Below are 26463 nucleotides of genomic sequence, written 5' to 3'. Positions count from 1 at the left end.
GGGGTACCGCCCCGGGCTGGGTGCCCGGGGCGGTGTCTGGCTCAGCCCCGGGGCGCGGTGTCGGCGGAGGGCGCCCGCGCAAGCACCCGCATCCAACGTGGCAGGCAGAGGATGTGGAGGTACCCGTTGGGCAAGCGCTGGTGCTGCTCACGGTCGGCGACAGCGCCCAGCTCGTCACCGCGCTGCACCCTGCCAGCGCCCCGTTGGGGGTGCCGGCGGCGCGGATCGCCGAGCAGGCCGGGCTCCCGGAGAACGAGCTGCCAGGCCGGCGGTTCACGTCGCCCATCTGACCGAGGAGGACGCCGACGGGTTCCGGCTGCTGGACGACCCACGGCTGTGACCGAGTTCGGCGCTCCCCTCGTGAGCGTCACTTCTCGGACAACGCCCTCGCGCGCCAGCTCCAGGTCTCTATCGTGATCGCCGTGAGCAAGCGCAAGCCTACGAAGAGAGAACGCAAAGCGGCCCTCGCCAAGCAGCGTGCCCGCAACGACGCCGAGTACCGCCGCCAGCTCGGTGTTGGCCAGGGCGGCGAGTTGCCGTCTGAGATTGGGAGCACCGGGTCCGCCGGCGCGTCGCGCGGTGGCCGCGGCGCTGGCACCCGCAAGGCAGCTCCGTACCACCAACCCGGGATGCACGTGAAGCGCCTGCAGGCTCAGGTGCAGGTGACGGTTGCGGAGGTGCACGGCGTCAAGTGCCCTCGGTGTCTGACCTCGCCGGGTAAGCCGTGCAGGGATGGCAGCGGTGCCGAGATCATCGAGGGGCACGGGGCACGGTGGGGTGCCGCGCGCCGCGCCGCCGCCCGGTACGCGGCCCAGCAGAAGGCCAGCGGCGAGGGTGGCGGCCGGCGCGGCGGCCGCGGGGGCGACCCGCCGGCCGCGGCGCGTGAGCCCGCGTCTCAGGTGGCCGTGGGCAGGCGGGATCCGGTGAACGCCGCGTTCTCTGCTCTGCGGGAGGGGCAGCGGCAGGGCGCCTCGCTTATGTCGCGCAACGGGCGGTAGGACTGTGTCGTAGCGGTGTCAGGTCGCCGCCGGGGCGGGGGGGCCGACAGAACACGCTCGGCTCGCCAGAGGTGCAACTGCAGGCGCCGGGGTTTTCTGTGTGCCACCGCTGCCAGGACACCATGCCCGGGCGCCAGTAGCGGCGCATGGCCTCGTCCCTAGGCACGGCGGGAGGCGCGTCGAGCGCTTCAGCGATGATCGCCCGCCGCTCGTCGTCGGTGTACGGCGGCAGGCCAGCCTGTTCACGCTCGCCGCGGGCGCGCGGACCCAGTGTGGAAACCAGCAGGCGGGGGACGTTGTACATGTTGCAGGCCAGGTGTTCAAGGCGCAGGTTGTCGGGGTCGTCGATGCCTCCTGCGTCGAAGCCGACCCACAGGATGTGCCCGATGCTGGGTGAGAGTGGATGTGGCCATCGGAGATCGCGGTCGACGTGGGTGTGGCAGTAACCGCAGGTCCATCCGTCGCGGTCGCCAATCTTGTTCCGGGTGTGGCGCCGGATCCGTTTCCGCGTCGAGACGTGGTACATCGGAGGTTCGGTGGGCTCCGGCGGGTAGCAGTCCGCGATGATCTCTCGGGCGAGTAGTTCTGCTGGCCACGCCTTCACAACGCGTCTCGCATCGCCGGTGGGGCTGTGGTCCGCCCGGGCGGCACGCTCGTGCTGCGGGCGTGGGAGGCCTACGCAGATGAGGCTCGTGTGTGGGCGGCGCAGTTCAACATGCCGGTCGAGGACTAGCTAGTCCCCGCGGTAGCGGCATCAGGGGGACGTCACATCGAAGCGGGACACAAGCCCACCTGCCCCGCAATCCTGTCCTCCGTGCCGCCCGGCCGAGCTTCCGGCCGGGGCGGCCCCCCGACTGCGTAGGAAGGCATATCTCATGCCGATTCAGGTAGCGCCCAAGCTGCGTCGACAGCCCGACACTGTTTCTGCCAGAAACCTCTTCTCCAGAATGTGCGCCACTCCCCCATCGTCCAGTTTCGGGGACGGATGCACTACCGACCAGCGTCCGACGAGGGTGGCCAAGCCCAACTAGCTCACCCCGACCCCCTCGCGTCACGTCGACGAGCTCGTCACCGTTTTTGCCAGAAACGTCTGCCAGGTAGTTATGCCGTTGAGACCGCCGCCCACGACCTGCTCTCAGGCCTCAGATTCGAACCATCAGGGCTAGCTGTGATGAGACCTTGGCTCGGCCATTTGCTCGCAACGCCTTCTGTGACGCCGCCACCGAGGTTCACGAGCGCAAGTACGACGACGGTCAAAGCTGGCGGCCAGGTCGACGTTGCCCTGGCACAGTCACCTCTCCCCTACAGAGTCAGCCAGGACACGGGTCACTCCCCGGCTGGGAGTTCGGGCATGCCAACCCGCCGGGTGTGGCGCGGCCAGCGTCCGATGTTCCCGCGTTCGAGCTCAACCCTTCTTCAGGTCCACATCGACGACCTTGATCGGCGTTTCTGGCAGAAACGTCTGCCAGAACGCGCGTCACTCCCCCACCGTTTCTGCCAGAAACGCTAATCTCGCTCGCGAGAACATCTCCATGAGTGTTAAAGCTGGAGGACATACATGCCCCGAGGTAGCAAGGCTGGCGCATCGGCCAATGCCCCCAAGACTTTGGATCCTCGGATCATCTTGGCGGAGCGTCCGCTCATCCAGTCCCCCACGGCCAAGGGGAACGGTCGACCGCTCCCCGTCTCCGCGATCGCTCCCAATCCGGAGAACTTGCGGGACGACGCTCTTGATTCGGCCGAGAAGCGGGAAGAGATGGTCAACTCGCTGACGACCATTGGACTCATTCATGCCGTGGTGGTCTGCGACCGCGTGGAATATGTGAAGGTCAGGCCCGAGCACACCGAACGATTCGGGCCAGAGATCGAGTACGTCCTGCTCGCTGGTGAACGACGGTGGCTGGCTGCCAAGGACGCCGGGTGGGAGTCTATCCGCGGAGAGATCCAAAATGATCTTCTGAAGACGATGGATGAGGTATTCATCCACGAGAACCTCGGCCGAGTGGACCTCAACCCATTTCAAGAAGCCGAAGGGTACCGGCGGCTACAGCTCGCAGGGCATAGCCTGGCCGAGATCGGAGTGCGGAACAACAAGAGCAAAGCTCACATCTCCAAACGTCTCCGTCTGCTCGAACTCGGTGCGGACGCCCGTTCGCTGGTGTTGGCCGGTGAACTCAGCATCGATACCGCCTACAACATCCTGGCCGCGCTCGGCGATACCCCCGAGCTGGCAGCCCCGGCGTGGTTGATGATGAGGGACCATGGCATCTCGGCCAAGGAGGCCGCTCAGCGTGTCCTGACAGCACCCGAAGCACCCGAAGCGCCCGGTCCGGTATCTCCTGCAAGTCCCAACGAGGTGCCCTCATCACCACCGGCGTTTCTGGCAGAAACGCCTACCAGACAGGAAACGTCGTCGGGCCTGAGCCATGAGTCACCGAGCCCGTCGCGAGAGCGACCGCCACAGAGCGCTCGACGCCACGCACCTTCAGCCGCGGTCGACGGCGATCGTGACCGCGCCATCGCCGCGGAGGCCCGAGCCAAGCACTGTCAGACCTTGCTCGACGCGTTCGAGGCCGACCACGCGCCTCACAGCATGCCCATCGCGATGGCTACCGTGGTACACGCCCCCGGCCCGGCCCTAGAGCTCGCGCACCAATGGCTGGTAGCACTTGGCGATCTGGAGGCTGAGGCCCTAGGCGCTAAGGCCTACGCCCAAACCATGATCAAGTCTGGGGACCGGCAACGGATAGGCCGGTTGGCATACGCGACGGCTCTCGCCGACGCTGAGATCAGGGCAGCGGATCGGCGACGCAAGTGGGACATGGGCATCATCACCCATGTCCGGCACCTGATGGACGTGGCCGGCTACACCCCCCACTCCGCATGGGAAAGCGATCAACTCGGGCTCACCCCAGCTACCTCCTGACAACCCCCTCACTGAGGAGAAGAGCCATGGCTCCACTGTCACCACTCCAGCGACCGCGATACGCGCCACACCTTCCGCCTGTACTGCTGGGCATGAACCGGGCAGGTTCGGTCGGGAAGACCACGGTAGGCCACAGCATCGGTGTGCAAGCCGCCCTGCGGGGTTACAACGTCCTGAAAGCTGACGCCGACCTGCAATCGGATATGTCCTACTGGCATGGCTACGACGGCGACTTCGTGCCCAAGGGCGCACCCACGATCCACGATGTGATGCTGGGACGAGCCAAACTGGACGACGCCATCGTCCCCGGCCGTACCCGCATCAGCTCAGGTGATGGCGACGATGCCTTCCGCGTCATTCCCGGCCTGCACCTGGTACGTGGCGACAACAAGATGAGCCAGGCTGACAGCGAGCTCACCATGGATCCGCGAGGAGTGTTCTGGCTACAGCTCGCTCTGAAGAGCCAGATCCAAGCTGATCAGTACGACCTGATCTACATTGACTGCCCGGCATCGCTGGGCCGGTTGTCGATATCGCTTCTCCTGGCCGCTACAGACGTCATCGTCTGTATGAAGCCCACCCGCAAGGAGATGCGTGGCGCCTCCGCGCTCGCCGTGGCGATCGAGGAGATCCGCTCGGAGTACCAGGAGTTCGGTGCGTCAGCCACTGCGTCGTACTACCTGATCAACGAAGCCAAGAGCCACCAAGGGCAGGGAGCCTTCTACCTGGAGCTACAGCAGGAGGCCGAGGAGATATTCGGCGACAAACTGCTCCCCTACATCGGGTCCAGCGTTCGTGTCCCTGAGGCATACAGCGCCCAAGAACCAGTCGCGATCTGGGACCCCAAGGCGCCACTCGTACCGACGATCAACGGCATCCTGGACACCTTCGGGTTCCCCGACAAAAGCGGTGCGGTATGAGAGCCCGGCGTTTCTGACAGAAACGACACACCAGGGGTGAGCCGCCGGTCCCCCGGCGCCTCACCCCTCAGTTGCACCTAGCGGCAGCATGCTTGCGGTTGCAGCCCTCTCCCCCACGAACGTCACGTTGGCCGTTTGGACCCTGCGCGGGTCGACCGGACGCATGCGGCTGGGCGAAGAAGCTGATCGCCCATTCGAGGCCACGCCGACAGGGTCATACGCTTCGCCGGGGGAGCAGGCCGGTGCGGATGAAGGTGAGGGCGGCCCCACCTCTCCGGCAGGTGTTCGGCTCGTGGCCGTTTTGACGTAGCCGGGCATCGCCGGGCTGATGAGGCCGGATCTTCACGACGCTGGTCGGCCTGTTGAGGTCTACAGGTGCTTTCGGTGTTCGACTGAGCCACAGGCGACCCTACTTCTCCAAGGAAACGTTGGCTGCCTGGCGATTCGGAGCTCTGGCCGATGATGCTCCTGCTGGGGGGAGCGGTCATCCACTTCGGGACCCGTCGCTCAGTAAGGGCGGCGAAAGCAACCGCAAAGCAGCAGCCGGGTCAGCCGCCGAGTCGACCGGGCCAACAGCGGAACGCTTGATCAAGCCACTGCCACGACAACCCCCGGTTGCCGGGACGGCGCAGGCCACTTCAGCCGGGAACAACGCCCTGAGCAACAGCTAACACCAACGTGACCGCCGGTGTCCTGTGCCAGTGGATTGTCCTGACCGAGGGTGCTCTGACCAAGGGGGAGGAATTTTGAGTGGCGAGGCGATCGGACCGATGCCGCCATGGCAGTCAGAGGTTTCGCCGTTCAATTTTGCTCGCTCTGTGTTGTCGCAGGTTCCCGTGAATCATCCGGTGACGGCCGGTTGTGGGATTGAGGAGGTCGCCGGTAGGCAGGTCACCGCCCGGCGTCGACGAATGCGACGACTTCGTCGAGCGTGGGGCGGTAGTTGTCGCTGGTGTCGACGTCGATCTCGGGGACGTCGAGTTCGACACGGTGGAAGCTGTTGTGTCCGTCCGCGTGTGTTTGCTGGTTGATGAGGTGCGTGTCGGCGTGCGCGCGTCTGGTGGGGTTTGCGCTCTGGCGGCGGCGGATTCGGGCTCGGGCGGTTTCGGCGGTGACCTCGCAGTGCACGAGTCGGATGTCGGCGAGTCGGCGTAGGGGTTGCAGGTGCGGGCGCCAGAGCCGGTCTTGGAATGCTGCTTCGGCGACCGTGGTGACGCCTGCGCTCAAAAGTAGTTCCAGCACCTGGAAAAACGTCGGCAGCGTACGCAGATTGAAATCGTCACCGGGTTCGGCGGTGAAGTTTTCGGTCGCGTGGACCATGCCTTCCTTGATCTCGTCTCGGCAGATCGCTGGGCAGCCGATCTTGCGGGCGAGTAGATGGGCGAGGGTGGTCTTGCCGGCACCGGGCGGGCCGCTGACGACGACAAGGATCGGTTTCCTGCTCACCAGCTTGTTTATAGCGGTGCTCGTGAAGTGGGGGTTCATCGCGTCGCGGGACTGCCGGACGTTCGTCGTTCACGGTCCGAGGTGAGCATTTCAGCGGCGAGGGTGACGGCGTCAGGGTAGAGCGCCGCATGGGTGAGGGCGTCATGGTCGGTAGGAACGCCGCCGCAGTGGTTGGTGGTTTGCAGCGTGAGCAGGCGATGCCGCCAGTGGTGCGGTATGGCGTCTAAAGTCGGCGCAGGAACGAAGCGCTGACCTGCAGCACGCCACCTTTCGTGAGACAACATGAACGTGAGACAAAGCGGCGCTTACGCCAGGTCTCCTGAGACACCGCCCTCGCCAGGAGAGGGCCTCCCGCCAGGTTAGTTGAGACAGAAGAACTCGACACGCCAGGTTTCCTGAGACGCGCGCCACCTTCAGTGAGACAGGACACGTGCGGTGCGTCCCACGACACTCGACACGCACAACACATCGGTCATCGGTCACCCCAACCCCAGGGCGTCAATATCATATTGACGCATGGCAACGCGGACTCAGCGAGTGATCACCCGATCGGAATCCGACGCGGCGGTGCAGAGAATCATCGACCGCCGTACCCGCACGGCAGACCCTGACCTGGAACAGGCCAGCGACGCTCCCCTCGAAGCCGTGGCGTATGTGCTGGCGTGCCAGCGGGTCAGCATCGAGGTGCTGCGCGCCGACATTGTGGACGCGCTGCTGGTCCTGGAGTACGCCCGGACCAACGTGCCGGCCACGCCTCGCGAGCTGGACCGTCTGGAGCTCGGGCTTCTCACCGCCGGGCGGACTACCGGTCTGAGCTTCGGCGAGCTCGCCAGTGCGTTGGGCCTGCGGTCCCGTCAGGCGGCCGAACACCGGCTGTTGCGACTGGCCAGTGCCGCACGGGGGGAGCGTCGACACGAGACCGCCGAACGCGCCGCCCGCCGGACCACCGACCGCGAGTTCGACTGGTTCACCCGATACGGTCGCGACCTGCGTCAGGGGGCCGCTGCTCTGGTCGCCAGGCGCGAGGTCGCCGATGAGGAGCTCGCCGAGATGCTCGCGGATCTGGCCCAGACACTGGCGTCGATACCGGCGGCGGGGGCCGCCGGGTACTTGGGCCGGATGCAGATCCTGGCGGCGCGATTGCGGCTGCTACTGGCGGACCTGGCCACCTACCAGAGCAATCCGCTGGGCGGGGATCTGGATCCGGTTGTGGCCAGGCTTACTCGTCTCACTGCCGAGCACGGTGATCTGATCAGCAACTGACGCCGGGCACCTGCCATCGCAGCGCACCGGATCGGCTCCTCCGGAGAGTCACCCCAGGGGTTGTTACTGGCCGGGTGGGGGTGGCGGCTCGGTGGGGCCGGTTTGCGGGGCGGAGGAACTGACCGGGGGAGGTGGTGGTTCGGTGGGCCCGGTCTGCGGCGGTCGGGTGTGTGTGCGGTTGGCCGTGGGCCGTGGTGCGGAGGTGCTCACGGGGCGGCGCACGGTGCCGGGTGGCTTGTCCGGACGGCGGGTGGCCTTGGGTGTCGGGCGCTTGGACGAACCCGCTGACGGCGGCTTGGAGGAGATCCGCTGCGCCGGCTCTGGTGGGGGTGGCAGGACCTCCAGCGGAGGAGAGGCCACGCCGCTGGCCGATGTGGCTGCCTGACCCGGAGGTGGAGGGGCGGGCGCCGACGTACCGGTGTCCAGGGTCGCCCACACCACCACCGCCGCGATCAGCGTGCAGGTGGCCGCCACCGCCCACATCCGGTAGCGGCCCATGACCCGGACGGGTGGGTAGTCCTGCCAGAACTCCTCCTCGAGGTCGGGCTCGAACTCTGACCCCTCCCAGTACGCGTCGCCGCCGCTGCGGGCCGCGAGCAGCGTGGGGGAGGGCTTGGCGGGGTTGGGCTGCAGGATCGCGGCCGTCGCCGGCATCGGGGCCGGGGCGGGGGCTGGGATAGGGGAGTGGCGGGGCGGGGTCGGCTGAGCCGTTCTCATGGTGGCAGCCAGGTGCTTCAGTGCCGCTTGGCCGACCAAGGGCGTGGCGCGCCCCGGGCCGCTGTCACTGGACATGACCGCCGCTCAACGAGGTGACGCCGGGCCGGTGTCGCTGTTGCGCCATCGCTTTCGTCCTTTCTTTCGGTGGTGATCACAGCACGGAGATGTGCACATGATCGAAATGATCTTCAGTGATGCCGCCCCGATCGGTCATCGGGCGCCACCCCTCGCCGGCTCGGGCGGGGTTCCAGATGCGTTGGCGCCAGATGATGTACATCACGCCGTACTGGCGGGCGTGAACTTGGACCCAGGCGGCGATCGCGTCGCCGCGGGCCTGTTCGCCGGGGGTGGGCAGCCGGGCGCCGGTGGACAGCATGACGTCACACGCCCGGCCGAGTGGGTGTTCACCTCCGCCTGTGATGCCGCCGTTGGGGCGGTAGCAGCCGATGCCGTGCGGGGCGCCGAACAGCCGGCGGATCACCTCGCGTAGCCGACGCATCCGGGGGGTGAGGTGGTCGGCGCCATCGGGCTGCTCTGAGGGCAGTGCGGTGTCCCCGGGTGGGGCGGTGGCGGCTCGGGCGGCGTAGCCGTCGGCGAGTTTGAGCACGGTGATGACGTAGGCCCAGGAGTGGTTGTAGGCGAACAGCGCGGTGCGGACGTCGCGGGAGGCGCCGCTGACGCACAGGTAGTGGGCGGCGGTGGCGATGGCGTCGGCGGGGTCGTTGATGTCGGTGTCGCCGTCGCTGTCGCCGTCGACGGCGTAGGCGGCGAAGGTGGCCGGTAGGAACTGCATCGGTCCCAGGGCGCCGGCGGAGGAGAGGCCATTGTTGCGGCCGTGGTCGGATTCGACCTTGCCGATGGCGGCCAGCACGTTCCAGCTCAGGCCAGGGCAGCTGCGGGCTGCTGTGGCGTACAAGCGCAGGTAGGCGCCGGGGATGCCGGTGATGCGGGCCGGCAGATCAGAGCCGGGGGAGGTTCGCGCGGGTGCTGAGCCTGCCGCCAGCGGGATTGCCACGGTCATGATCAGGGCAGCGGAGAGCGTCGCCCCTGCTGTTGTGGCATACACCCAAATGCGCATTACCTGCCTGCCCAATTTCATTACCTTTTGGGATGACAAGTGGTAAAACATTTAGTCAAGACATGTCAAGCGCGTTCTAAATACCAAATGGGCGGGATGCGGATGGGTGCTGGCAGCAGGTGGTCACTTCTCGCAGCTCACGGCGGAGCGGGCGTCTCCACGCTGGTCGCTTTGGCCAACCACCGCCGACCCCAGCCGCTGGCTCAGGAGTTCACCGGCCACTTGGGGTATGGCCAGCGGCCGGTGGTGGTGCTGCGCGGCTGCGCCTCGGGGGCCGATAGCGCCGCGCAGATGACGGCCCGATGGCCGTTGCCCGACAAGCCCGTGCTGCTGGTGGTGGCCGACGCGCCGTTCCCGATGCCGGCACTGGCCCGGCACCGGCTTGAGGTGATCAGCGCCTCGGTGACGGCCACGATCTTCGTGCGCTATCTGGCGGTGCTGCGCGAGCTCGGCGACCCGGTGGTGGCGCTGCGGCAACGCAGCGTCGCCCGGGCGGCCCGGCGTCTGCAAAGCAGCCTTGATCGGCTGGTCAGGACGGGATGATGATGCTCTGGCTGACACGTGCCGCGGCAGCCGTTGTGGTCCGGGCGCCGGGCGTGCCCAGCCCAGCGGGCCCGGGGGAGGGGGGAGGGGGGTTCGATCTTCCCGATCCTGCTCCAGCGGCGCCGCAGGACGTGATCGGCTTCGCCAGTCAGATGATCGGGCTGGGCAAGTACATCGCGCTGGTCGTCGCGGTGCTCTCGCTGATCTACGCCGCGGTCAAGATGACGTTCGGACGCGGTCAGCGGCATCACATGGCCGCCGAGGGGGCCAGCTCGATCCCGTGGGCGGCCGCCGGCATCGCGCTGGCGATGAGCGCGGTCACCGTGGTCACCTTTTTCGCCGACCGGTAGGAGAGAAATATGCCCTCAGCATCTGACCTGGATGACTTAGCCCGCCGGCGGATCCGGCGCGCGTCGATCGGCGCGCTGATCGCCGTTGGGGCGCTGATCGCGATCGTCATGGTCGCGGTCGCGCTCCTGGACGGCGACGGCCGGCCCAGTTCGGCTCCACCGCCCAGCTCTACCAGCACACCTCCCCACCCCCCGACCTCGGACTCGGTCCCGGAGGTGCCCGGCTCCTCGCAGGCTCCCCGCGCCTCAGCGCAGCTGCCCAAACCCGGCGACTACCTGCGAGGGCTGTATCCAGTACGGTTCCCCCACACCGCCGCGGGCGCCACCGCCGCCGCGGCGGCCATGTACCAATACACCTGGACCGTCGACCCGACCCACGCCACCCGGGTGGTCGGCGTCTACGTCGCCAGCGAGGCCCAGCAGAGCGCGCGCCGCACCGCGGTCGACAGCGTGCGGTACTTCCGCAAGCAGATGGACTTGCCGGCGACCGGGGAGGTCCCGGCCGCAGCCACGATCGCCGTTCGGCCGATCGGCGTGCAGTGGAAGATCGTGGACGCCGACAACGTCTACGCCAGTGTGTCGATGAGCATCGACATGCTGCCCGGCACGGGGGAACCCTCTCTCACCGCGCCGGCGGCCTCCACCGTGCACATGCAGTGGCGGGCCGCGGTGCGCGGCGGCGACTGGGTGGCGCTGCGCACTCCCGCGCAGCAGATGCCAAGCCCCCACTACGCCGAGCCCGGTACCCCGCAGTTCACCCAGCAGGGGTGGCTGGCGATCCGGCCCGGCGGATGAGCCGCGGTGATCCCCGCTTCCGCCGCGGCGGCGACCCTCCAGATGCCGGCCTTAGTACCGGCCTCGCCGTGGCGGTCAACCGGCGGGGGAACGCTTGGCCGCGCTCCCGATCCGTGCGAGCTCGATCCGTTGCTCAATGCCGCGTGCGCGGCCGGCAAGGCCATCGACGTCACAGTGGGCGACCTACCGACCAGAACCGTCGACGCCACCGTGATCATTCCGCTGAGCAAGCTGGCGATGGCGGCGGTGCAGACGCTGCTGAAGCTGTTCCTGCAGATATGGCTGGACTTCAGCTCGTTCGACATTCACCGCCAGGGCGCGTTGAAGCTCTATGGCATCACGCTCAGCGTCGGGTGGCTGATCGCGGTCATGCTGCTGATCTGGCAGTCGATCCGCACCATGATCACCGGTAAGCCCACGCCGATCCTGGAGGCCATGCGAGGACTGTTCATCATGTCGCTCACCTCCATGCTGGGGCTGACCCTGGTAGGGGTGCTCTTGCAGGGCTCCGATGCGCTGTCACGGTGGATCATGGGGGACCTGGCCGCAAACGGGGTACTGAACGAGCAGATCCTGAAGATGCTGGACCCCACCGGCACGGTGGGGTCCTACCTGAGTCTTATGATCTCGTTCCTGCTGGTCGTGGTGCTGCTGATCCAGCTGCTGGTGTTGTTCCTGCGCAACGCCACCTTGCCGATCTTGGCCATCTTGCTGCCGGTGGCGGCGGCCGGGCAGATCGGCGGCGGCGCCACCCGCCAGTGGCTACCCAAAACGATCACCGCGGTGATGGCCGTCATCTGCTACAAGCCGATGGTCTCGCTGATCATCGTCGCGGCGATAGCGCAGCTGCGCGACAGCACCGCAGCCTCCGGAGCGGTGTTCGGGCTGCTCATGTTCCTGCTGTCGGTGATCGCCATGCCGGCCTTGATGAAGGTGTTCGCCCCGCTGGGCACGGCCACCGCCGGGGGAGCGGGTGGCGGCGCGGCGTATCTTGCCAGCGCGGCGATGCATCTGGCCGGGCGTTTCGGCGGCTCGCCCGGCCCGGGCGTGCCCAGCACCGCGGCGCCGACGCCGGTGGCCGAGCACGCCCGGCGGATGGAGCAACTGGCCGCAACCGGTGCTTCCGGCGCCCTGGCCAGCTCCGCCCCGCCGGGCGCTGGGCCCGCCGTGGCCGCTGCCACCGAGGTGAACCCGTCCTCCCCGGGGTCGCTGCCTGTGACCGCCGCCGGTGGGGAACCGGGCGCAGCAGCCCCGGCGGCAACCGCCTCCTCGCCCGCGGCGCCGGTGCCCTCCACCGCCGCCTCTGCTCCTGCGGCTGGGGGTGCGGGCACCGCGGCCGCCGGCGTGGCCACCGGCGGTGCCGCGCTGGGCGTCGCGGCGGCCACCTCGGCCGCCTCGACCACCGCAGCGGCGAGCGGCACCCAGACACCCCCGGCCACCACCTCCCCGCCGGCCGGCCCCGGCAAGCCGATGGAACAGGGGCCCGGTGGCCTTTCGGTATATGACCGCAACTAGCCACAGGTGATCACTTTGACCACTGGTATTTCCGAGCCGCGCAGCTACGGAGGCTGGCGCCGGTCACGCAGCATGGGCATCGGCTCATTGGACAGCCGCCAGAGCATCGTGGTGCTGTCGGCCACCATGCTCCCGCTGCTGGCCGGGACGCTGTTCGGGATCCAGTACGCGGCCTACCTGCTGGCGCCGGCGGCGGTCACGGCCTCGTTGGCGGTGGCCCGCCGCGACGGGGTCTTGCTGGTGCACCTCGCCTACGCCTGGGCGCTGTGGCGGTGGGCCCACTGGCGCACCCACACCACCTACCTGGGGCAGGTCTTCACCCCCTGGCCGCACACCTTCGACATGCCGGGGCTGCTGGCCCCCACCCGGTTGCTGGACGTGGCCGAACCCGGCCGCGACCGGGTCGGGGTGGTGCACAACCGGCGCACCGGCCAGCTGTCGGCCACCGTGCTGCTGTCCCCGGCCGGTGCGCTGCTCGCCGACGCCGACACCATCGACCGCCAAGTCGCCGGGTGGGGGCACCTGCTGGCCGGGCTCGCCAACGACACCACCATCCGGCACGCCGCCGTCACCATCGAGCTGACCCCCGAACCCGGCACCCAGCTGGCCGACCACCTCACCCACCGCACCGACCCCGCCGCCCCCCAGCTGGCCCGCCAGGTCATGGGCGAACTGCTCGCCATGGCCCCACGCGCCTCGACCAATCTGCGCGCCCGGCTCACCTTGACCTGCGACCCCTCGACCGGGGCGAGCAGGGCGCGCACCATCCCCCACGCCATCGCCGAGCTGCTGCGCAGCCTCAACGGGCTGCCGCTGGCAGCGGCCGGCGCCCAGATCCTGCGCCGGGCCAGCGCCACCGACCTGATCCGCATCGTCCGCACCGCCTACGACCCCGACAGCGCGGCCATCACCGACGGATGGGAAACCCTGCGCTGGAGCGACGCCGGCCCCATCCATACCCGCGAGGGCTTTGAGACCTACCGCCACGACCGTGCGCTGTCGGCCTCCTGGTCCCTGCTGGAGGCCCCGCGCCAACGCGTCAGCCATGACGTGCTGCTGCCGCTGCTGAGCCCCGGCCGCCACCGCCGCCGGCTGACCCTGACCTACCGCACCCTGCCGCGCGAGGTCGCCGCGCAGATGCTGGAACGCGAGCTCACCGCGGCCGCCGCCCGCGAGGAGTACCGGCGCCGCACCCACCGCGACCCCCGGGCCCGCGACCGCGCCGACGCCGACCGCGCCGCCCGCGTCGCCGCCGAGGAAGCCCACGGCGCCGCCCTGGTGCTGTGGACGCTGTATGTCACCGTCACCGTCACCCACGTTGACCAGCTCGCCGAAGCACGCCGCGAGATCGAACAGGCCGCAGGCCACGCCCGGCTGAAACTCCGCCCGGCCTACGGCGGGCAGGCCGCCGCGTTCGCCGCCGGACTGCCATGCGGGGTGTATCCCGGTGACCGCTGACCCCACCACCCCCCGGCCCCCCACCGCCGGTCTGCCGAGGCCGGTCGCTCCCCGGCGCGGCTGGAAACGCGGCCGGGTCGCCCACATCGACCCCGGGGCGATGTACCTGGGCACCAGCGTCCAGGTCGCCGGGCTGTTCCCCTGGGTACAGGCCGGATCCCTGCCGGTCCAAGGCGTTCCGATCGGGCCCGATCTGCTCAACCACGAACTGGTGTGCATCGACCCGCCGGGCTGGGTCGGCCACCTGACCACCAACCCCAGCCTATGGATTCAAGGCCAGCCAGGCTCCGGTAAGGCCCTTGACCTCGACACCCCGATCCCCACCTCGTCGGGCTGGTCGACCATGGGCACTCTTGGCGTGGGCGATGAGGTGTTCGACGAGCAGGGCCGGCCAACCCCGGTGATCGCGGTGTCGCAGGTGATGACCGGGCGCACCTGCCTGGAGGTCGTCTTCTCCGACGACTCGACGATCGTGGCCGACGCCGAGCACCTGTGGGTGACCCAGACGGTGGCCGACCGGCTGCGCGAGTGCACCGACCGATCTCGCCCGCCGCGCCGCCGACCCGTGGGCAACGCGGCCGAGGTCGCCGCCGTCCGACAGGCGCTGGCCGCCACCACACCCCGTGCGCTCACCACGATTGCCGAGCTGAGCCGCGAGCTGGGCTGGCACGGTACCGGCCGCGGGTGGGACCTGGAACGGATGTACCGGTGGACCGCCGATCTGCAAGGCGCCGGCCGAGGGCCGGGTGGGCGACGGCTGCTCGATCGAGGCCACGTGCTCGCCATCTTGTATCAGCGCCTGACCCGGGCGCCGCACGATCAGCGTCACCTGCGCCCCTCCACCGCGCCGATAAGCACCGCCGGCATCGCCGCCACCCTCACCGCCGCCAACGGCAAGGCCAACCATGCCATCGCCGTCTGCCCGCCGTTGCAATTGCCCGAGGCCGACCTGCTCATCGACCCTTACGTGCTGGGAGCGTGGCTGGGCGACGGGCACAGTGACGCGGCGCGGATCACCACCGCAGACCCGCAGATCCTGGAGCACATCCACCAGGCCGGATACCGAACGCGCCCGATCGCCGGAAAGTACGCCTACGCCATCCTCGGCCGCACCGAGCGTCGTCCGCGTCCGGTGATCTGCTGCGTTATGTGCGGGACGTCGGTGCGCGCACGCCATCACCGGCAACGCTACTGCGGTGTCGGCTGTGCCGGGCAAGCGCGCCGTCGGGCCGACTTCGTCGCCGCGATACCGCGCACCTGCCCTGGATGCGGCGTCGAGCTGGCACGCACCTCGACAGGGGAGCAGTGCTGGAGGTGTTGGCAGACCGGGACCTTCCGTGGTCAGCTGCGCGCCGTCGGCGTGCTGGGGGACAAGCACATTCCGCCTGCCTACCTTCGCGCTTCGCCCGGCCAACGGGCCGCGCTGCTGGCCGGGCTGCTGGACACCGACGGCACCATCAGCCCCGCCGGTCAAGTGCAGTACACCACCACCAACCCTCAGCTCGCCACCGACGTGCATGGGCTGGTCTGCTCGCTCGGCCACCGGGCCACTATCCGCCAAGGCCGGGCGCGGCTGAACGGTCGCGACTGCGGGCCGCAATGGACCATCTCGTTCACCACCGCGGTCCCGGTGTTCCGCCTGCTCCGCAAACACGCCGCCCAGCTCGAGCGCGCCGGCCCCGCCATCGGCACCGGGCCTTCGGCGCGCACCTGCCGCCGCTACATCACCCAGGTGCGCCCGGTGCGCTCCCGGCCGGTGCGCTGTATTCAGGTCGCCTCCCCCAGCGGCATGTTCCTGGCCGGCTCGTCCTTCATCGCCACCCACAACTCCGCGATCGCCAAGAAGGTGTGCCTGGGCCTGGTTAGCTTCGGCTACACCCTGGTGGTCCCCGGCGATGTCAAAGGCGAGTACGCGGCCCTGGTCGCCGCCCTGGGCGGGCAGGTGGTCCGCATCGGGCGAGGCCTTGACGCCATCAACCCGCTGGACTCCGGGCCCCTCGGTCGACGGTTGCCGTCGCTGGCTCCCGCTGAAGCCGACCGGGTGCGCGCGGAGATCAACGGCCGCCGCGGCGAGCTGCTGCACGCGCTGCTGGCCACCGCGCATGGGCTGGGGCGGCGCCCCACCGCGGTGGAAAGCTCGGCCATCACCACCGCGGTGGCACTGGCCGCCGCCGCGCAGACCGCCGATCCGACCATTCCGCAGGTCGTCGGGGTGCTGCGGCAAAGCCCGCAGCAGATCCGCGACCGGCTGCTAGTGAGCGAACCTGACCACTACATCGCCGCGATCCGCTCGGTGGTCGCGGCCTTGGAGAACCTGTGCTCGGGCCCGCTGGCGGGGTTGTTCGACCGGCCGACCACCACCAGCCTGGATCTGGACCGCCCGGCGCTGGCCATCGATCTGTCGGCGCTGCTGTCGGCCGGCGACCAGGTGGTGGCCGCCGGGCTGCTGGCCAGCTGGGCCTACTCCTACACCGCGGTGGACACCGCCCGCGCGTTCGGCCTGCTGCCCCGCCCGGTGGTGCTGCCGTTGGACGAGCTGTGGCGGGCGTTGCGCGCCGGGCCCGGCATGGTCGCCGCGATGGACGCCATCACCCGGCTCAACCGGTCCAAGGGCGAGATCTCCCTGATGATCACCCACTCGCTGCAGGACCTGGAGGCGCTGCCCACCGAGGAGGACCGCAACAAGGCCCGCGGGCTGATGGAGCGATGCGACACGCTGATCCTGGCCGCGATGCCGGTCGGCGAGCTGCGCCGCATCAGCGACCAGCGGCCGCTCACCGGCGCCGAGATCGACCTGATCGCCTCCTGGGCCGCGCCCTCGGCCACCGGGCTGGACAGCGGGCAGATCCACCCCGGCCGCGGCCGGTACCTGGTCAAAATCGGCGGCCGGATCGGAGTGCCGGTCAAAATGCATCTCACCCCGACCGAGCAGGCCCTGTACGACACCGACGCCGCGATGCGTTCCGCCGCGCGATGGACCGGCATCCCATGAACGCCCACACCGGCGCTGCGCGCGGCGCGTTGGCATCCTCCTCCCTCTGGTTGTCCTGGGGGTCTGGCCACCCCCACGCCCTGGTCTCGGGTCACCGCCCACCCAGCGGGCGATGGGAGTGCGGCCGCGGTGCGTGGCGGGCTGTGCCCTCTGGTGGGCGTCGATGCCCGGTGTTCGGCGTGCGGCACGGCAGGCCAGGAAGGTGAGGTCCATGACCTCGCGGCATAGCCCGCTCGCAGCTCAGCAGGAACTCACCCCGTGGGTCATCCTGGCGGTGCTCGCCACCACGTTCGTGCTGGCGGCAGCGGCCTGGCTGGGCGGCACCCTGGGCGCTGTGCTCGCCGGCGCGGGCTGGCACCCGCCGCCGTTCACCGTTGAAACCGTCCGCCTGCTGCTGCGTGACCCGCACCGGGTCTGGCCTGCCGCTCCTGCACCGGCGATCTGGGCCGGCATCGGCGTGGCCTTCGCCGCCACCGCCTGCGCAGCCCTGCCCGTGCTGCGCGTCCTGCACCGGCGGGTCACCTTGACCACCGGCCTGGCCCGTCCCGGCGATCTGGAGCAGTTCGCACCCAAGGGCGCCACCCGGCGGGCCCGGGCACTGCGCCCGTCGCTGGCGAGGGTGAAACGACCGGCCCGCGCCCAGATCGGCATGCCCCTGGGGGACCACTGCGGTAGCCACCTGCGCGCCTCCTGGGAGGACGTCTGTCTGGCCTTCATGGCACCGCGCGCGGGCAAGACCACCGCGATCGGTGTGCCGATGGCGCTCGACGCCCCGGGCCCGGTCCTGATCACCAGCCGCAAAGCCGACATCTACACCATCACCGCCACTCCGCGCCAAGCACATGGCCGGTTGTGGGTGTTCGACCCCCAGCAGATCGTGTTCGCCCCGCAAAAGCTGTGGTGGAACATGCTCGCCGACGCGGCCACCGTCGAAGGAGCCCGCCGGCTCGCATCGCACTTCGTCACCGCCAGCATCTCCGCCGGCAACCGCGGCGACTTTTGGTCACTGGCGGCCGGCAACACCCTCACCGCGTTGTTCCATGCCGCCGCGCTGGGCCACTGCGGCGTCCAACAGGTACTGCAATGGCTGGCCAACCCGGCCGAGCGCCGGCCGATCGAACTGCTCTATGACGCCGGCCGCGACGCTCTGGCCGGGCAACTGCAACGCACCATCCGCGGCGCCACCGAAACACGCGACGGCATCTACGAGACCGCCGGACAGTGCGTGGCCTGCCTGCTGGACCCGGTCATCGCCGCCTGGATCACCCCCGGCGAGCAACTGGATGAGTTCGATCCCCATGCCTTCGTCGCCGGCACCGACACCTTGTACCTGTTCTCCAAGAAGGGGCCGGGGTCCGCCGCCCCGCTGGTGGCCGCCTTCTGCGACAGCGTGCTGCAGGCCGCAGTCGCGGCAGCCGAACGGGCCGGGGGGCGCCTGGACCCGCCGCTGCTGCCGATCTTGGACGAGGCCGCCAACATCTGCCCGATCGAGGACCTGCCCGACCTGTACAGCTTCTTCGGGTCGATGGGCATCCCACTGGTCACCATCCTGCAGAGCTACCGCCAGGGCGTGCGCGTGTGGGGAGAGGTCGGCATGGACGCCATGTGGTCGGCCGCGACGATCAAAATCCTCGGCGCCGGCCTGGACGACCCCGACTTCGCCGCCAAGATCAGCCGCCTCATCGGCGACCACAAGATCATCGAAACCAGCGTGTCACGGAGCCGCAGCGGGCGCAGCGTGACCTTGTCCCCCCGCCTGGAGCGCATCTTCACCGCCGCTGACATCCGGGCACTCCCCAAGGGCACCGCGCTGCTGCTGGCCACCGGCATCCGCGCCGCAGTCATCACCCTGAGGCCCTACCACCGCGAGCGGGACGCCCCCGCGCTGAAGCAGGCCACCCTCCGGGTTCGGCAACAGATCACCGAACGAGCCCAGCAAACCAAGGCTCCACCGTGACCATTCAGAGCCCGCCTCAGCCCTACGACCAGCTTGCAGCACCCATGTGGTGAACAGATCCCACCCATCTGAAGGAGGCCCTGGTGGCGGCTGATCTGCAGACCCCCGACCTCGATCAGGCATTCGCCGGCATTATGCAGGCCTTCGCCGACCACGCTCCCGACGTTGTGGCCACCGCGCCCGACTTCAGCGACATCTACGCCCGTTTCGCACAGCTCAAGAGGTCCTTGGGTATCGACCTGCCCAGCTGGCAAGACGGCCGGGACAGCTTCGCGGCGTTACGCCAGGACCTGGGAATGCCGCCCTCAACGGCCCCACCGCTATCACCCCTGCTCACTGACGCCCACCTTGCCAACCTGGCGACGCTGGCTGCGATCAAGCCGGATTGGCAGCGCTTCTCTCAACCGTCCGCTGAGGCGGACATGAAACCCGCGGCGGTAAGGCCAAGCACGGCGACCGGCCGGACGGCTCCTACCAATCAGGGATCGCCACGTCCGGCTAAGGCCGACCGGCTGCCCTCGATTGCCGAGGCCCTGCGCTCCGCCCAGGCGCACCCGGCGATCCGCCTTACCCGGCAGTGGCAACGCATCAGCGGTGTTGCCCGCGCAGTCAGCGACGTGGCCGCGGCGATGCGTCGTTCCGCGGGACGCTACTGGCCGCAGCTGGCCAACGACATCCGGTTCCAGGGGTTCTGGCTGACCGTCGGCCTGCGTACCGCCCGGGTGATCGCCGACGAAGCGCGCTCACTAGAGCGCGCGTTGGCCAAGGCGGGGCAGGACCGGCAGGCTCAGCGTGCTGCTGCCCAGCAGCTGCGTCGCGCCGCCACCACGATGGCCACCGACCTCAGCCGCCGAACCCCTGCAGGCGCCCCGCCTCGCTCCCCGAAGTCGTCCCCCTCGCCCCGCACCGGTGAGAAGCCCGTGGTGGACGCGACCGGCCCGAACAACAGCCCAGGCACCGCACCATCCCCGGCTGTGAGCCCGGCGCCACCCGCGCCATCACCACCGTCACCCGCGCAAGCGGGTGCGGCACGCCTGCGTTCCACCGCTGCGACTGCGGCCTCGGGGGCCCGCCCGGCGGCCGCGCACACTGCCGCCAAACGCAACCCGTCCCCGCCGGTGACCCAGCCTCGCCGGGCCCGCCACCGGTAAGCGCGGCCCCCAGGTGACCCCCGAATCCCTCGAACGCGAGCTGGCTGACCTATCGGCACGGCTTGCCCACCTGGAGGCCGAGCTGCGCGCCCAGCAACGCCACCTGGACGAACTCGACCAACTCGACCCTGACCCCGGTGGCCACGCGGAGCCGCAGCAGAACGCGGCACCTCAGGAAGGTGCGGGGCCGATCTTCCTGTTGCTGCTCGAGGAGCCGCTGTACCAGCAGGAGATGGAGCTGCTGGCCATGTGGGTGCAACAGGTCCTGATCCCGGTCTACGTCGCCGAGCCGACCCCCACCATGCCGTGGTGCCCGCGTTGGTGGAAACATCCCACCGCTCTGGCACGGCTGCACGCGCTGTGGCTGGCCTGGCAGGAGCGCACCGACCCGGAGGCCGGCGGGTTCACCGGGCCGGCGGACTGGCATCGCGACTATCTGGATTCCACCCTGGCGGTGCTGCGAGCCCCCGATGGCCCTTTCTCCGGGTGCAGTACCGATCCTCGTGGTGGTGGCCATCGTGATGAGCGCCCCGCACCGACCGACCGCTATCTCGATGACGACAGCTGACCCAGGAGGTCGCGCCCGATCTCAGCAGTCGTCCTCGCGCGGCTCGGCGTCACATCATCGGTCTGCGAGGGTTGATCTCGCTTCATCAGGTTCGGAGCGGCGTAGGCCTGCCAGGCGGCCCATTCCGCCCGCCCCCAGCAGATGGCCGTCGTCGAGTTCCTCCGGCACGCGGCCGGTGACCTGGCTCAGCTGCTGGAGATGGAGAAGGACCTGGATCGGACATGCGCAGCGTGTAGCGGGTCAGAGGGGACGCTGACGGGGACTGCGGGACGCCGGGGCGATGGCCCGGTGTAGCAGGTGCGGCATGGAGAAGGCCCCGGAGCTGGGAAGCCTCCGGAGCCGTCGTCAAGAGAATCGCGGCAAGCCAGAAAGTTCCAAGGTGGGCTTCGTCGGTACGGTCGTCAGCGCGCTGAGGGCGAGGAGTCCCAACCCTGTCAAGACCAAGAGGAGGCGCCACGCAGCGGTGCGCAGCAGCGATGGGTCGGTTGGGGGAAGCGGTGGTTCGGTTGGGGGATCAGTCACGATGATGGTGGAGAGAACGGTTCGGCACACACTCGCCGCCTCACCCCAACGCCGCGATCCAATGGCTCCATGCCAGAGAAGCGCTCATCCCGACGACCGCGAACCAGGGCGGAGCTCAAAGCCGCCATGTTCAAGATGGTCACGATCATCGTGTCGACGATCATCTTCATGACCGCCGCAACCATCATTCAAGGTTTCGCCAAAGACGACAGGGCGACCGTGGATGACATCGTCATCGTCATGATGGTGGCCGCGGCCATTTTTACCGGCATGATCATCTCCCTTCGGCGGCTTCAAGACCAGGCGATGCAAGCGCAACTAGAGGCTGAAACAGACCCACGTGAGCGACTCCTCAAGCGCGTCGACGCCATCAACAACGCCTTTGCCGACGCGGCGAACCTCATGGACGAGCTTCAACGCGCCCGCGACGACTTGCTGGAAGAAGCCGAAGAACACCGAGAACTCCTCGCCACCAACCCGGAACACGCGGAATCGGTCATGCGCTTGCTTGCCAGGAATGAGAAGGCCGCGATCCGCGTCAATCGTCGCGATCAGTGGCTGTTCTTCGCCCTCGGCGTCGGCGCCTCAATCCCCATCGGCGTGCTCATCAACCTGCTCGTCCCCTGACCCCGCCACCCGGCGCAACCTCGGCAACCGAGCACCAGGCCGGCCCAACGCACGCCGCCGATCCCGAGCCACCCGCAACGTGCCATGGCCGCCGGCGCTCCCCGAGCAGTCAGATCCGTGGGCAGGGCGTGGACACGTGCCTGCGGGTAGCGCTTGAACGGCCGGGGCCGGTTGCGCGGGTCCATCGGGGCGAACCCGGGTGCACATTGGCGGGGCGAGCGCCACGGGCCGTAGCTGGTCTCGCGGTGGTACAGCCAGGCCACCTCACCGTCGCCCATGTGTAGCCCCTACCTGCCGACGACACCCCTTTCCCCGATGTACCGATTTTCGGTCCACCGGATGTGTGGGTTTCGAGTACCCCGTTTGTCTGGCCAGGGCTCGGCGCCACTTACGCTCCTCATGTCCCGCAAAGTGATCAAGGTGGTCACATCATTGCCATCCGCCCGCACAGGACCTGCACAGAAGGCGCACAGAGAACCTGTCGAGCCAGACCGCGGCAGCGCGCGGAGGATGCCATGCCGCGGCGCGGTTCTGTGCAGATCCTGTGCGGGCCGGTGGACATCATGTCGTGATGGAAGACCACGACTGAGATCGACGGTGGTCAGAACGAGGAGAGAGCCGGAGAAGACCATGATGCGAACAACGCCGTCCATCGCGATCGCTTTGGGTATAGGCGCATTGGCTCCGCTCTTTGCGCCTGTGACAGTTCATGCCGCGCCGATGAGAACGTCGGAAACATCAGAGGTCGGCAGGGTCGCCGAGCCGAGTGCGGCCGGCCCTCAATGCCGCAGGGCCGTCGCGAGCAAGTCCGGGGCGCGCGTGGTCGCCGACATTTGCTGGAACGGTAACAATGCAACGGCCACCGGCTGGACGTACGACACGAAATCGGACAAGCATAGCGCATGCCCCTCGATCAAATATCAGAAATACTTCAAACATCACGGCTGGAAGTGGCAGGTGATCGGACCGAGTTCGCTTTGCGCCAACGGGGGGGGAAAGAAAGCGCGCCTGTGGTTTGACATCAACCCTTCCAGAAGGATCTCGATCGCCGCTTGCACGCGTAACTTCTGGGGCAACCGGTGCTCGGCCTACCGCTGACACCCATTACGCACGCCCTCACTGGAAAGGACAGTCTGTGATCCCCCGGCGATCGATCGCAATGCTGACGACAGGCGCGGCTCTGGCCGCAGGACTCCTCCTCGACGCGGGGGCAGCCGCCGCGGCAAACCTTACCCCGACGCCCTTTAGCGCGAGAGCTACCTCGGCCGGTCCCAAAATCATCAAACCGCGCGGGTGCCAGACGTGGATCGACGCGGCCGGATCCGGCGGCGCGCAGCGTCTGCATGCCCGCTGCGGCAAGCGACAGGTTCATGTGCAGGTGTCCTGTCCAGCCGGCCAGGCGAGCAGGGTCAACTACAGCAAGCCCTGGTGGCGTCGCGGCTACAACCGGGCGGATTGTCAGAAGTACGGATGGATCGTGGTCGGGGTGGTCAAGACGAAGAAGTAGCGCACGTCGGGTGGCCGGACCGCTCGATCACCACCCCGAGCGCCACGATCTCGGCCGCCACTGACTCGACTACCACAGGGCGCGCTGTAGGCGTCCATCGCCGCCGCTTGCTGTCCGAGATGCCAATGTGCGAGGCCGATACTGTCCAGGGTGGCGGCCTGACCGCGGCGATCCGTGATCTCTTGCTGGATTCGCAGCGCGTCCTGGCAGTACTTCAGGCCCTCCTGGGCACGGCCGTACAGGATGAGGTAGTAGCCGACCGCATTGAGACAGGCGGCCGTTCCGCGCAGGTCCTCGGCGGCTTGATACAGCGCGAGCGCCCGGGAGCTGTCTTCCAGGGCCTGCTGGTGCCGGCCTTCGAGGTAATGGATCCAGCTCTTCCTGAGGTCATGCTCTGCCCGCTCCTCGACATCGGTCGCGTCCTGAAGGAGTTCGCGTAGCCGGTCCATATGCATGGCGGTGTCGTCGGTCCGGTTCAGCATTCCGTACGCACCAAGGCCTGACGTATATACAGAAGACCGGTACGGTCGTTCGCTCGCTCCGCGGCCTCCTATGCCGTTTCTTGACTCGCGGCCCACTCGTGCTAGTGCCCTCCCCGGTCCAGCTGCTGTTCGACGTGCCCAAGAGCGTCAAACTCCAGGCGATCGAGCTGCACGACTCGTTCGTGTCCGGTGGAGTGCGCATCACCCTGCGGTAGACAGAGCCTCCGATCTTGTGGAGGCCTTTCGGTCCAGCCATAATCGCCTAATTACCGCAGCTTCCTGGAACGCTCCAGGGGGCTGCGCTCCCCCCCGGAAGAGGAACCATGAAGTATGTAAGGCCCGCACTTGCCGGTCTGGCGCTCGCGCTGGTGGCGGGCTGCGGTGGACAGGTCACCCCTCACTCTCTCGTCGAGCAACTCCAGGGCGCGGGATACTCCTGTGCTCATGGGGAGGGTGCCGACATGCTGAAGGAGGACGGCCCCAACGTCTACTCGTGCGGCGGCGCGTGGGCTTTTGTGTACTACAGCCAAGAAGACGTCGATGAGTACGCACAGTCATATTCCGGGTTCTTGAGGGGGCCTGGGGTGTCGGGGTCGTACGCCTCGTGGACACAAGATGGCGGCGGCTCCGATGAATGGGACTTCCCAGAGTGGAATCTCCTCTGTGTGGACGACCCCTGCGTAGAGGCTGCGACCAAGCTCGGCTGGAAGTGATCTACATGGACCCCGAGCAGTTGCCTCCCGATCCTCAGCCTGCCCCTCGACGCCCCTTGGGCTGGTGGCTCTCCCTGGACCCCTCTAATCAGATCCTCCTGATACTGGGGGTGGTCTTGGTCGTCGTCCTGATTGCTGTCGGCCATGGGTCAACCCCTCAAGGCGAGCAGACACCGCTGACGGATCAAGACGTCGCGGAACTTCGCGAGGATTTGCCGGCCTCGGCCTTCGAGCGGCAGTTGGACGGCGGCTCCTTCGCCGACCCCGAGGACATCATCAGGACGCTCAACGATCTGGGCATCCCGTGCACGGACGCGGAGTATGGGTCGAACAGGCTGAACGAGCCGTCTGCCTTGTGCTGGTCGGGTAACGGGAACATCTATGTGAACGTCACCCAGCAGTTGCGGCTGCTGCGTCTGAACACCAGGTCCCGCCCTGTCGTGTACGGCCAGAACTGGGTGATTCTGGCGAGCGAGGACCCCGATTTCGCGCCGCAGGTCAAGGACGCAATCGGCGGGGTGTACGTCCAGTGAGCCCCCCGCCTACACCCCAACACCCGGTGGACTGGTTCCTCTCCCTGAGCCCCTTCGTGAAGATGCTTCTCCCCACGCTGCTGGCGTTCGGCTTGATCGGCGTGGCCGTTGTTGCCAGCCAGGGATCAGCCCCTCAAGGCGAGGCGACGCCACTAACCGACCAAGACATCGGGCAGGTCACCCCCCAGTCCCTCGTGGACCAGCTCAAGGACAAGGGCTACTCCTGCGAGCCGAGGGACACGGTTCGGCAGCAACTGGGGATGTCCCAGGCGAACGTTGCGCAATGCGGCGGATCGGGAACCAGTGTGGTTGCTTTCGTCTACTACAGCCGCGAGGAACAGCTCCAGTCCAACTGGCCTGCCGACTTCAATAGCCTCGTGAGGTCCGATGGGCGTGCGATCTTCAAGAACCAGCAGGCCCTTGTATACGACACGACTTACCCACACTGGGAAGTGATCTGCTTCGACCAGGGCTGCGTCGATGCCGGTCGCCAACTCGGCTGGCTGGAGGTCGCCAGGTAATACCCCCTGAAACGCAAAAGGCCCCCGCCGAGAGGCGGGGGCTTTCTTACTTCTTACTTACGTGAGGAAGGGAGGCACCGGGCAGGATGCGGTGAAGTAGAGCCTCGAACCAGGAACCATCGTTCCGCTGACGGATGCCAAGATAAGAACGATCGTCCCATCGGTATTCCATGCCCGGCAGCGCCCCCGAGGTCCACAGGATCGTCCCGTCGGGTGAGGCGATGACTTCGCGCTGCGGCGTGGCAACCGCTATGCGACCTTGCTCATCGACGCGGTCACCCACCGCCGCATCGATGTGCTGCCCGACCGCAAGTCCGCCACGTTGATCACGTGGTTGCGTGCGCACCCCGGCGTCCAGGTCGTGTGCCGCGACGGCTCGGCCGCCTACGCCGAAGCCATCCGCCAGGGCGCACCGGACGCGGTACAGGTCAGCGACCGCTGGCATCTGTGGCACGGCCTGGCCGCCGCGGTGGAGAAGACCGTGGTCACCCACAGCCGATGCTGGCACACCGCCGGCCCCCATCGCACCGGTACGCTCGCCGAACGAACCCGCCGCAAGCATGCGCAGGTCCACACTCTCCTGGACCAAGGCCTGGGACTCGGCGAGTGCGCCCGGCGCCTGGCTGGGGATTCAACACGGTCAAACGCTAGGCCAGCGCCGCCTCGCCGGACGATCTCCTGCGCCCACCGAGGTATGGCGCCACGCTGGTCGACCCCTCCCCCGAGCACCTGCGACGCCGTCTGGCCGAAGAGCCCGGCGTGCCGGTCACCCATCTGCTGGCCGAAATCCGCGAGCGCGGCTACACCGGCAGCGCCAACCTGCTGCTGCTCGATCACCTCCTCAAGCCGATCATGCGTCCAGGACGCGGTCTGGGGGTCGG

25 protein-coding genes are annotated in these 26463 nt (G+C 68.3%); 20 read left to right on the top strand and 5 right to left on the bottom strand.

Features of this window, described 5'->3' with window-relative positions:
• Positions 1–113 precede the first annotated feature (113 nt).
• Complete coding sequence (locus ABD810_RS38535) at positions 114–290, top strand: hypothetical protein (RefSeq protein ID WP_344952799.1); 177 nt, start codon at positions 114–116, stop codon at positions 288–290.
• 345 nt (positions 291–635) lie between these two features.
• Positions 636–998 (top strand): zinc finger domain-containing protein, encoded by a 363-nt coding sequence (locus ABD810_RS38530; protein WP_344952797.1) that lies wholly within the window; start codon positions 636–638, stop codon positions 996–998.
• Here ABD810_RS38530 and ABD810_RS38525 read toward each other — a convergent pair.
• Positions 976–1602 carry an HNH endonuclease gene (locus ABD810_RS38525; protein ID WP_344952795.1) on the bottom strand — a complete coding sequence of 209 codons (627 nt, stop codon included), beginning with the start codon at positions 1600–1602 and terminating at the stop codon, positions 976–978. The two genes, ABD810_RS38530 and ABD810_RS38525, sit on opposite strands and share 23 nt — an antisense overlap.
• A gap of 954 nt (positions 1603–2556) precedes the next feature.
• Between ABD810_RS38525 and ABD810_RS38520 the strand changes: the two genes are divergently transcribed.
• Positions 2557–3924, top strand: coding sequence for a ParB/RepB/Spo0J family partition protein (locus ABD810_RS38520; protein ID WP_344952793.1), 1368 nt, complete (start codon positions 2557–2559; stop codon positions 3922–3924).
• Between the two features lie 26 nt (positions 3925–3950).
• Positions 3951–4844: a ParA family protein gene (locus tag ABD810_RS38515; RefSeq protein WP_344952791.1), complete on the top strand. Its 894-nt coding sequence runs from the start codon at positions 3951–3953 to the stop codon at positions 4842–4844.
• Between the two features lie 891 nt (positions 4845–5735).
• Here ABD810_RS38515 and ABD810_RS38510 read toward each other — a convergent pair.
• A complete protein-coding gene (locus ABD810_RS38510) occupies positions 5736–6290 on the bottom strand; it encodes a P-loop nucleotide/nucleoside kinase family protein (protein ID WP_344952789.1) in 555 nt (184 codons plus the stop codon).
• A 537-nt stretch (positions 6291–6827) separates the two neighbouring features.
• Here ABD810_RS38510 and ABD810_RS38505 point away from each other — a divergent pair.
• Entirely contained in the window at positions 6828–7553 is a 726-nt protein-coding gene (locus tag ABD810_RS38505) for a hypothetical protein (RefSeq protein ID WP_344952787.1), read from the top strand.
• Between the two features lie 63 nt (positions 7554–7616).
• Here the strand turns inward: ABD810_RS38505 and ABD810_RS38500 are convergent, their stop codons facing one another.
• Both ABD810_RS38500 and ABD810_RS38495 read right to left on the bottom strand, forming a co-directional pair.
• Positions 7617–8270, bottom strand: coding sequence for a hypothetical protein (locus ABD810_RS38500; RefSeq protein WP_344952785.1), 654 nt, complete (start codon positions 8268–8270; stop codon positions 7617–7619).
• A gap of 151 nt (positions 8271–8421) precedes the next feature.
• Positions 8422–9291: a lytic transglycosylase domain-containing protein gene (locus ABD810_RS38495; RefSeq protein WP_344952783.1), complete on the bottom strand. Its 870-nt coding sequence runs from the start codon at positions 9289–9291 to the stop codon at positions 8422–8424.
• A 159-nt stretch (positions 9292–9450) separates the two neighbouring features.
• Between ABD810_RS38495 and ABD810_RS38490 the strand changes: the two genes are divergently transcribed.
• The 11 genes from ABD810_RS38490 to ABD810_RS38440 all read left to right on the top strand — a co-directional run bounded on the left by ABD810_RS38490 (position 9451) and on the right by ABD810_RS38440 (position 22924).
• The gene (locus ABD810_RS38490) at positions 9451–9891 is read left to right on the top strand and encodes a hypothetical protein (protein ID WP_344952781.1); all 441 of its coding nucleotides are present in this window, start codon (positions 9451–9453) and stop codon (positions 9889–9891) included.
• Between the two features lie 131 nt (positions 9892–10022).
• On the top strand, positions 10023–10241 hold the full coding sequence (locus ABD810_RS38485; protein ID WP_344952779.1) for a hypothetical protein: 219 nt from the start codon (positions 10023–10025) through the stop codon (positions 10239–10241).
• A gap of 9 nt (positions 10242–10250) precedes the next feature.
• Positions 10251–11036, top strand: a complete 786-nt coding sequence (locus ABD810_RS38480) for a hypothetical protein (protein ID WP_344952778.1) — start codon at positions 10251–10253, stop codon at positions 11034–11036.
• Positions 11037–11042: 6 nt separating this feature from the next.
• The gene (locus tag ABD810_RS38475; protein WP_344952777.1) at positions 11043–12551 is read left to right on the top strand and encodes a hypothetical protein; all 1509 of its coding nucleotides are present in this window, start codon (positions 11043–11045) and stop codon (positions 12549–12551) included.
• A gap of 15 nt (positions 12552–12566) precedes the next feature.
• The gene (locus ABD810_RS38470) at positions 12567–14009 is read left to right on the top strand and encodes an SCO6880 family protein (protein WP_344952775.1); all 1443 of its coding nucleotides are present in this window, start codon (positions 12567–12569) and stop codon (positions 14007–14009) included.
• Positions 13999–17001, top strand: a complete 3003-nt coding sequence (locus ABD810_RS38465; protein WP_344952773.1) for an LAGLIDADG family homing endonuclease — start codon at positions 13999–14001, stop codon at positions 16999–17001. The genes ABD810_RS38470 and ABD810_RS38465 overlap by 11 nt, the downstream gene beginning before the upstream one ends.
• A 211-nt stretch (positions 17002–17212) precedes the next feature.
• Complete coding sequence (locus ABD810_RS38460) at positions 17213–18958, top strand: type IV secretory system conjugative DNA transfer family protein (RefSeq protein WP_344952771.1); 1746 nt, start codon at positions 17213–17215, stop codon at positions 18956–18958.
• Between the two features lie 83 nt (positions 18959–19041).
• Positions 19042–20109, top strand: coding sequence for a hypothetical protein (locus ABD810_RS38455; protein WP_344952769.1), 1068 nt, complete (start codon positions 19042–19044; stop codon positions 20107–20109).
• Positions 20110–20122: 13 nt separating this feature from the next.
• On the top strand, positions 20123–20677 hold the full coding sequence (locus ABD810_RS38450; protein WP_344952767.1) for a DUF4913 domain-containing protein: 555 nt from the start codon (positions 20123–20125) through the stop codon (positions 20675–20677).
• Positions 20678–21325: 648 nt separating this feature from the next.
• Positions 21326–21826, top strand: coding sequence for a hypothetical protein (locus ABD810_RS38445; protein ID WP_344952765.1), 501 nt, complete (start codon positions 21326–21328; stop codon positions 21824–21826).
• A 630-nt stretch (positions 21827–22456) separates the two neighbouring features.
• On the top strand, positions 22457–22924 hold the full coding sequence (locus tag ABD810_RS38440) for a hypothetical protein (protein WP_344952763.1): 468 nt from the start codon (positions 22457–22459) through the stop codon (positions 22922–22924).
• A 360-nt stretch (positions 22925–23284) separates the two neighbouring features.
• On the opposite strand, the gene ABD810_RS38435 is transcribed toward ABD810_RS38440, so the two are convergent.
• The gene (locus ABD810_RS38435) at positions 23285–23815 is read right to left on the bottom strand and encodes a tetratricopeptide repeat protein (RefSeq protein WP_344952761.1); all 531 of its coding nucleotides are present in this window, start codon (positions 23813–23815) and stop codon (positions 23285–23287) included.
• Between the two features lie 323 nt (positions 23816–24138).
• Between ABD810_RS38435 and ABD810_RS38430 the strand changes: the two genes are divergently transcribed.
• From ABD810_RS38430 to ABD810_RS41220, 4 genes are all read left to right on the top strand, one after another.
• The gene (locus ABD810_RS38430; protein WP_344952758.1) at positions 24139–24528 is read left to right on the top strand and encodes a hypothetical protein; all 390 of its coding nucleotides are present in this window, start codon (positions 24139–24141) and stop codon (positions 24526–24528) included.
• Positions 24529–24533: 5 nt separating this feature from the next.
• Positions 24534–25061, top strand: a complete 528-nt coding sequence (locus tag ABD810_RS38425; RefSeq protein ID WP_344952756.1) for a hypothetical protein — start codon at positions 24534–24536, stop codon at positions 25059–25061.
• Positions 25062–25117: 56 nt separating this feature from the next.
• Complete coding sequence (locus ABD810_RS38420) at positions 25118–25582, top strand: hypothetical protein (RefSeq protein ID WP_344952754.1); 465 nt, start codon at positions 25118–25120, stop codon at positions 25580–25582.
• 259 nt (positions 25583–25841) lie between these two features.
• A partial coding sequence (locus ABD810_RS41220) for a transposase (RefSeq protein WP_425567039.1) occupies positions 25842–26463 on the top strand: 622 nt, incomplete at its 3' end.

The sequence above is a fragment of the Sphaerisporangium flaviroseum genome, from assembly GCF_039537005.1.
GTDB classification, from domain to species: Bacteria; Actinomycetota; Actinomycetes; order Streptosporangiales; family Streptosporangiaceae; genus Sphaerisporangium; species Sphaerisporangium flaviroseum.
The sequence above is the reverse complement of the archived record's forward strand: the minus strand, read 5'-3'. Positions and strand labels throughout refer to the sequence as shown.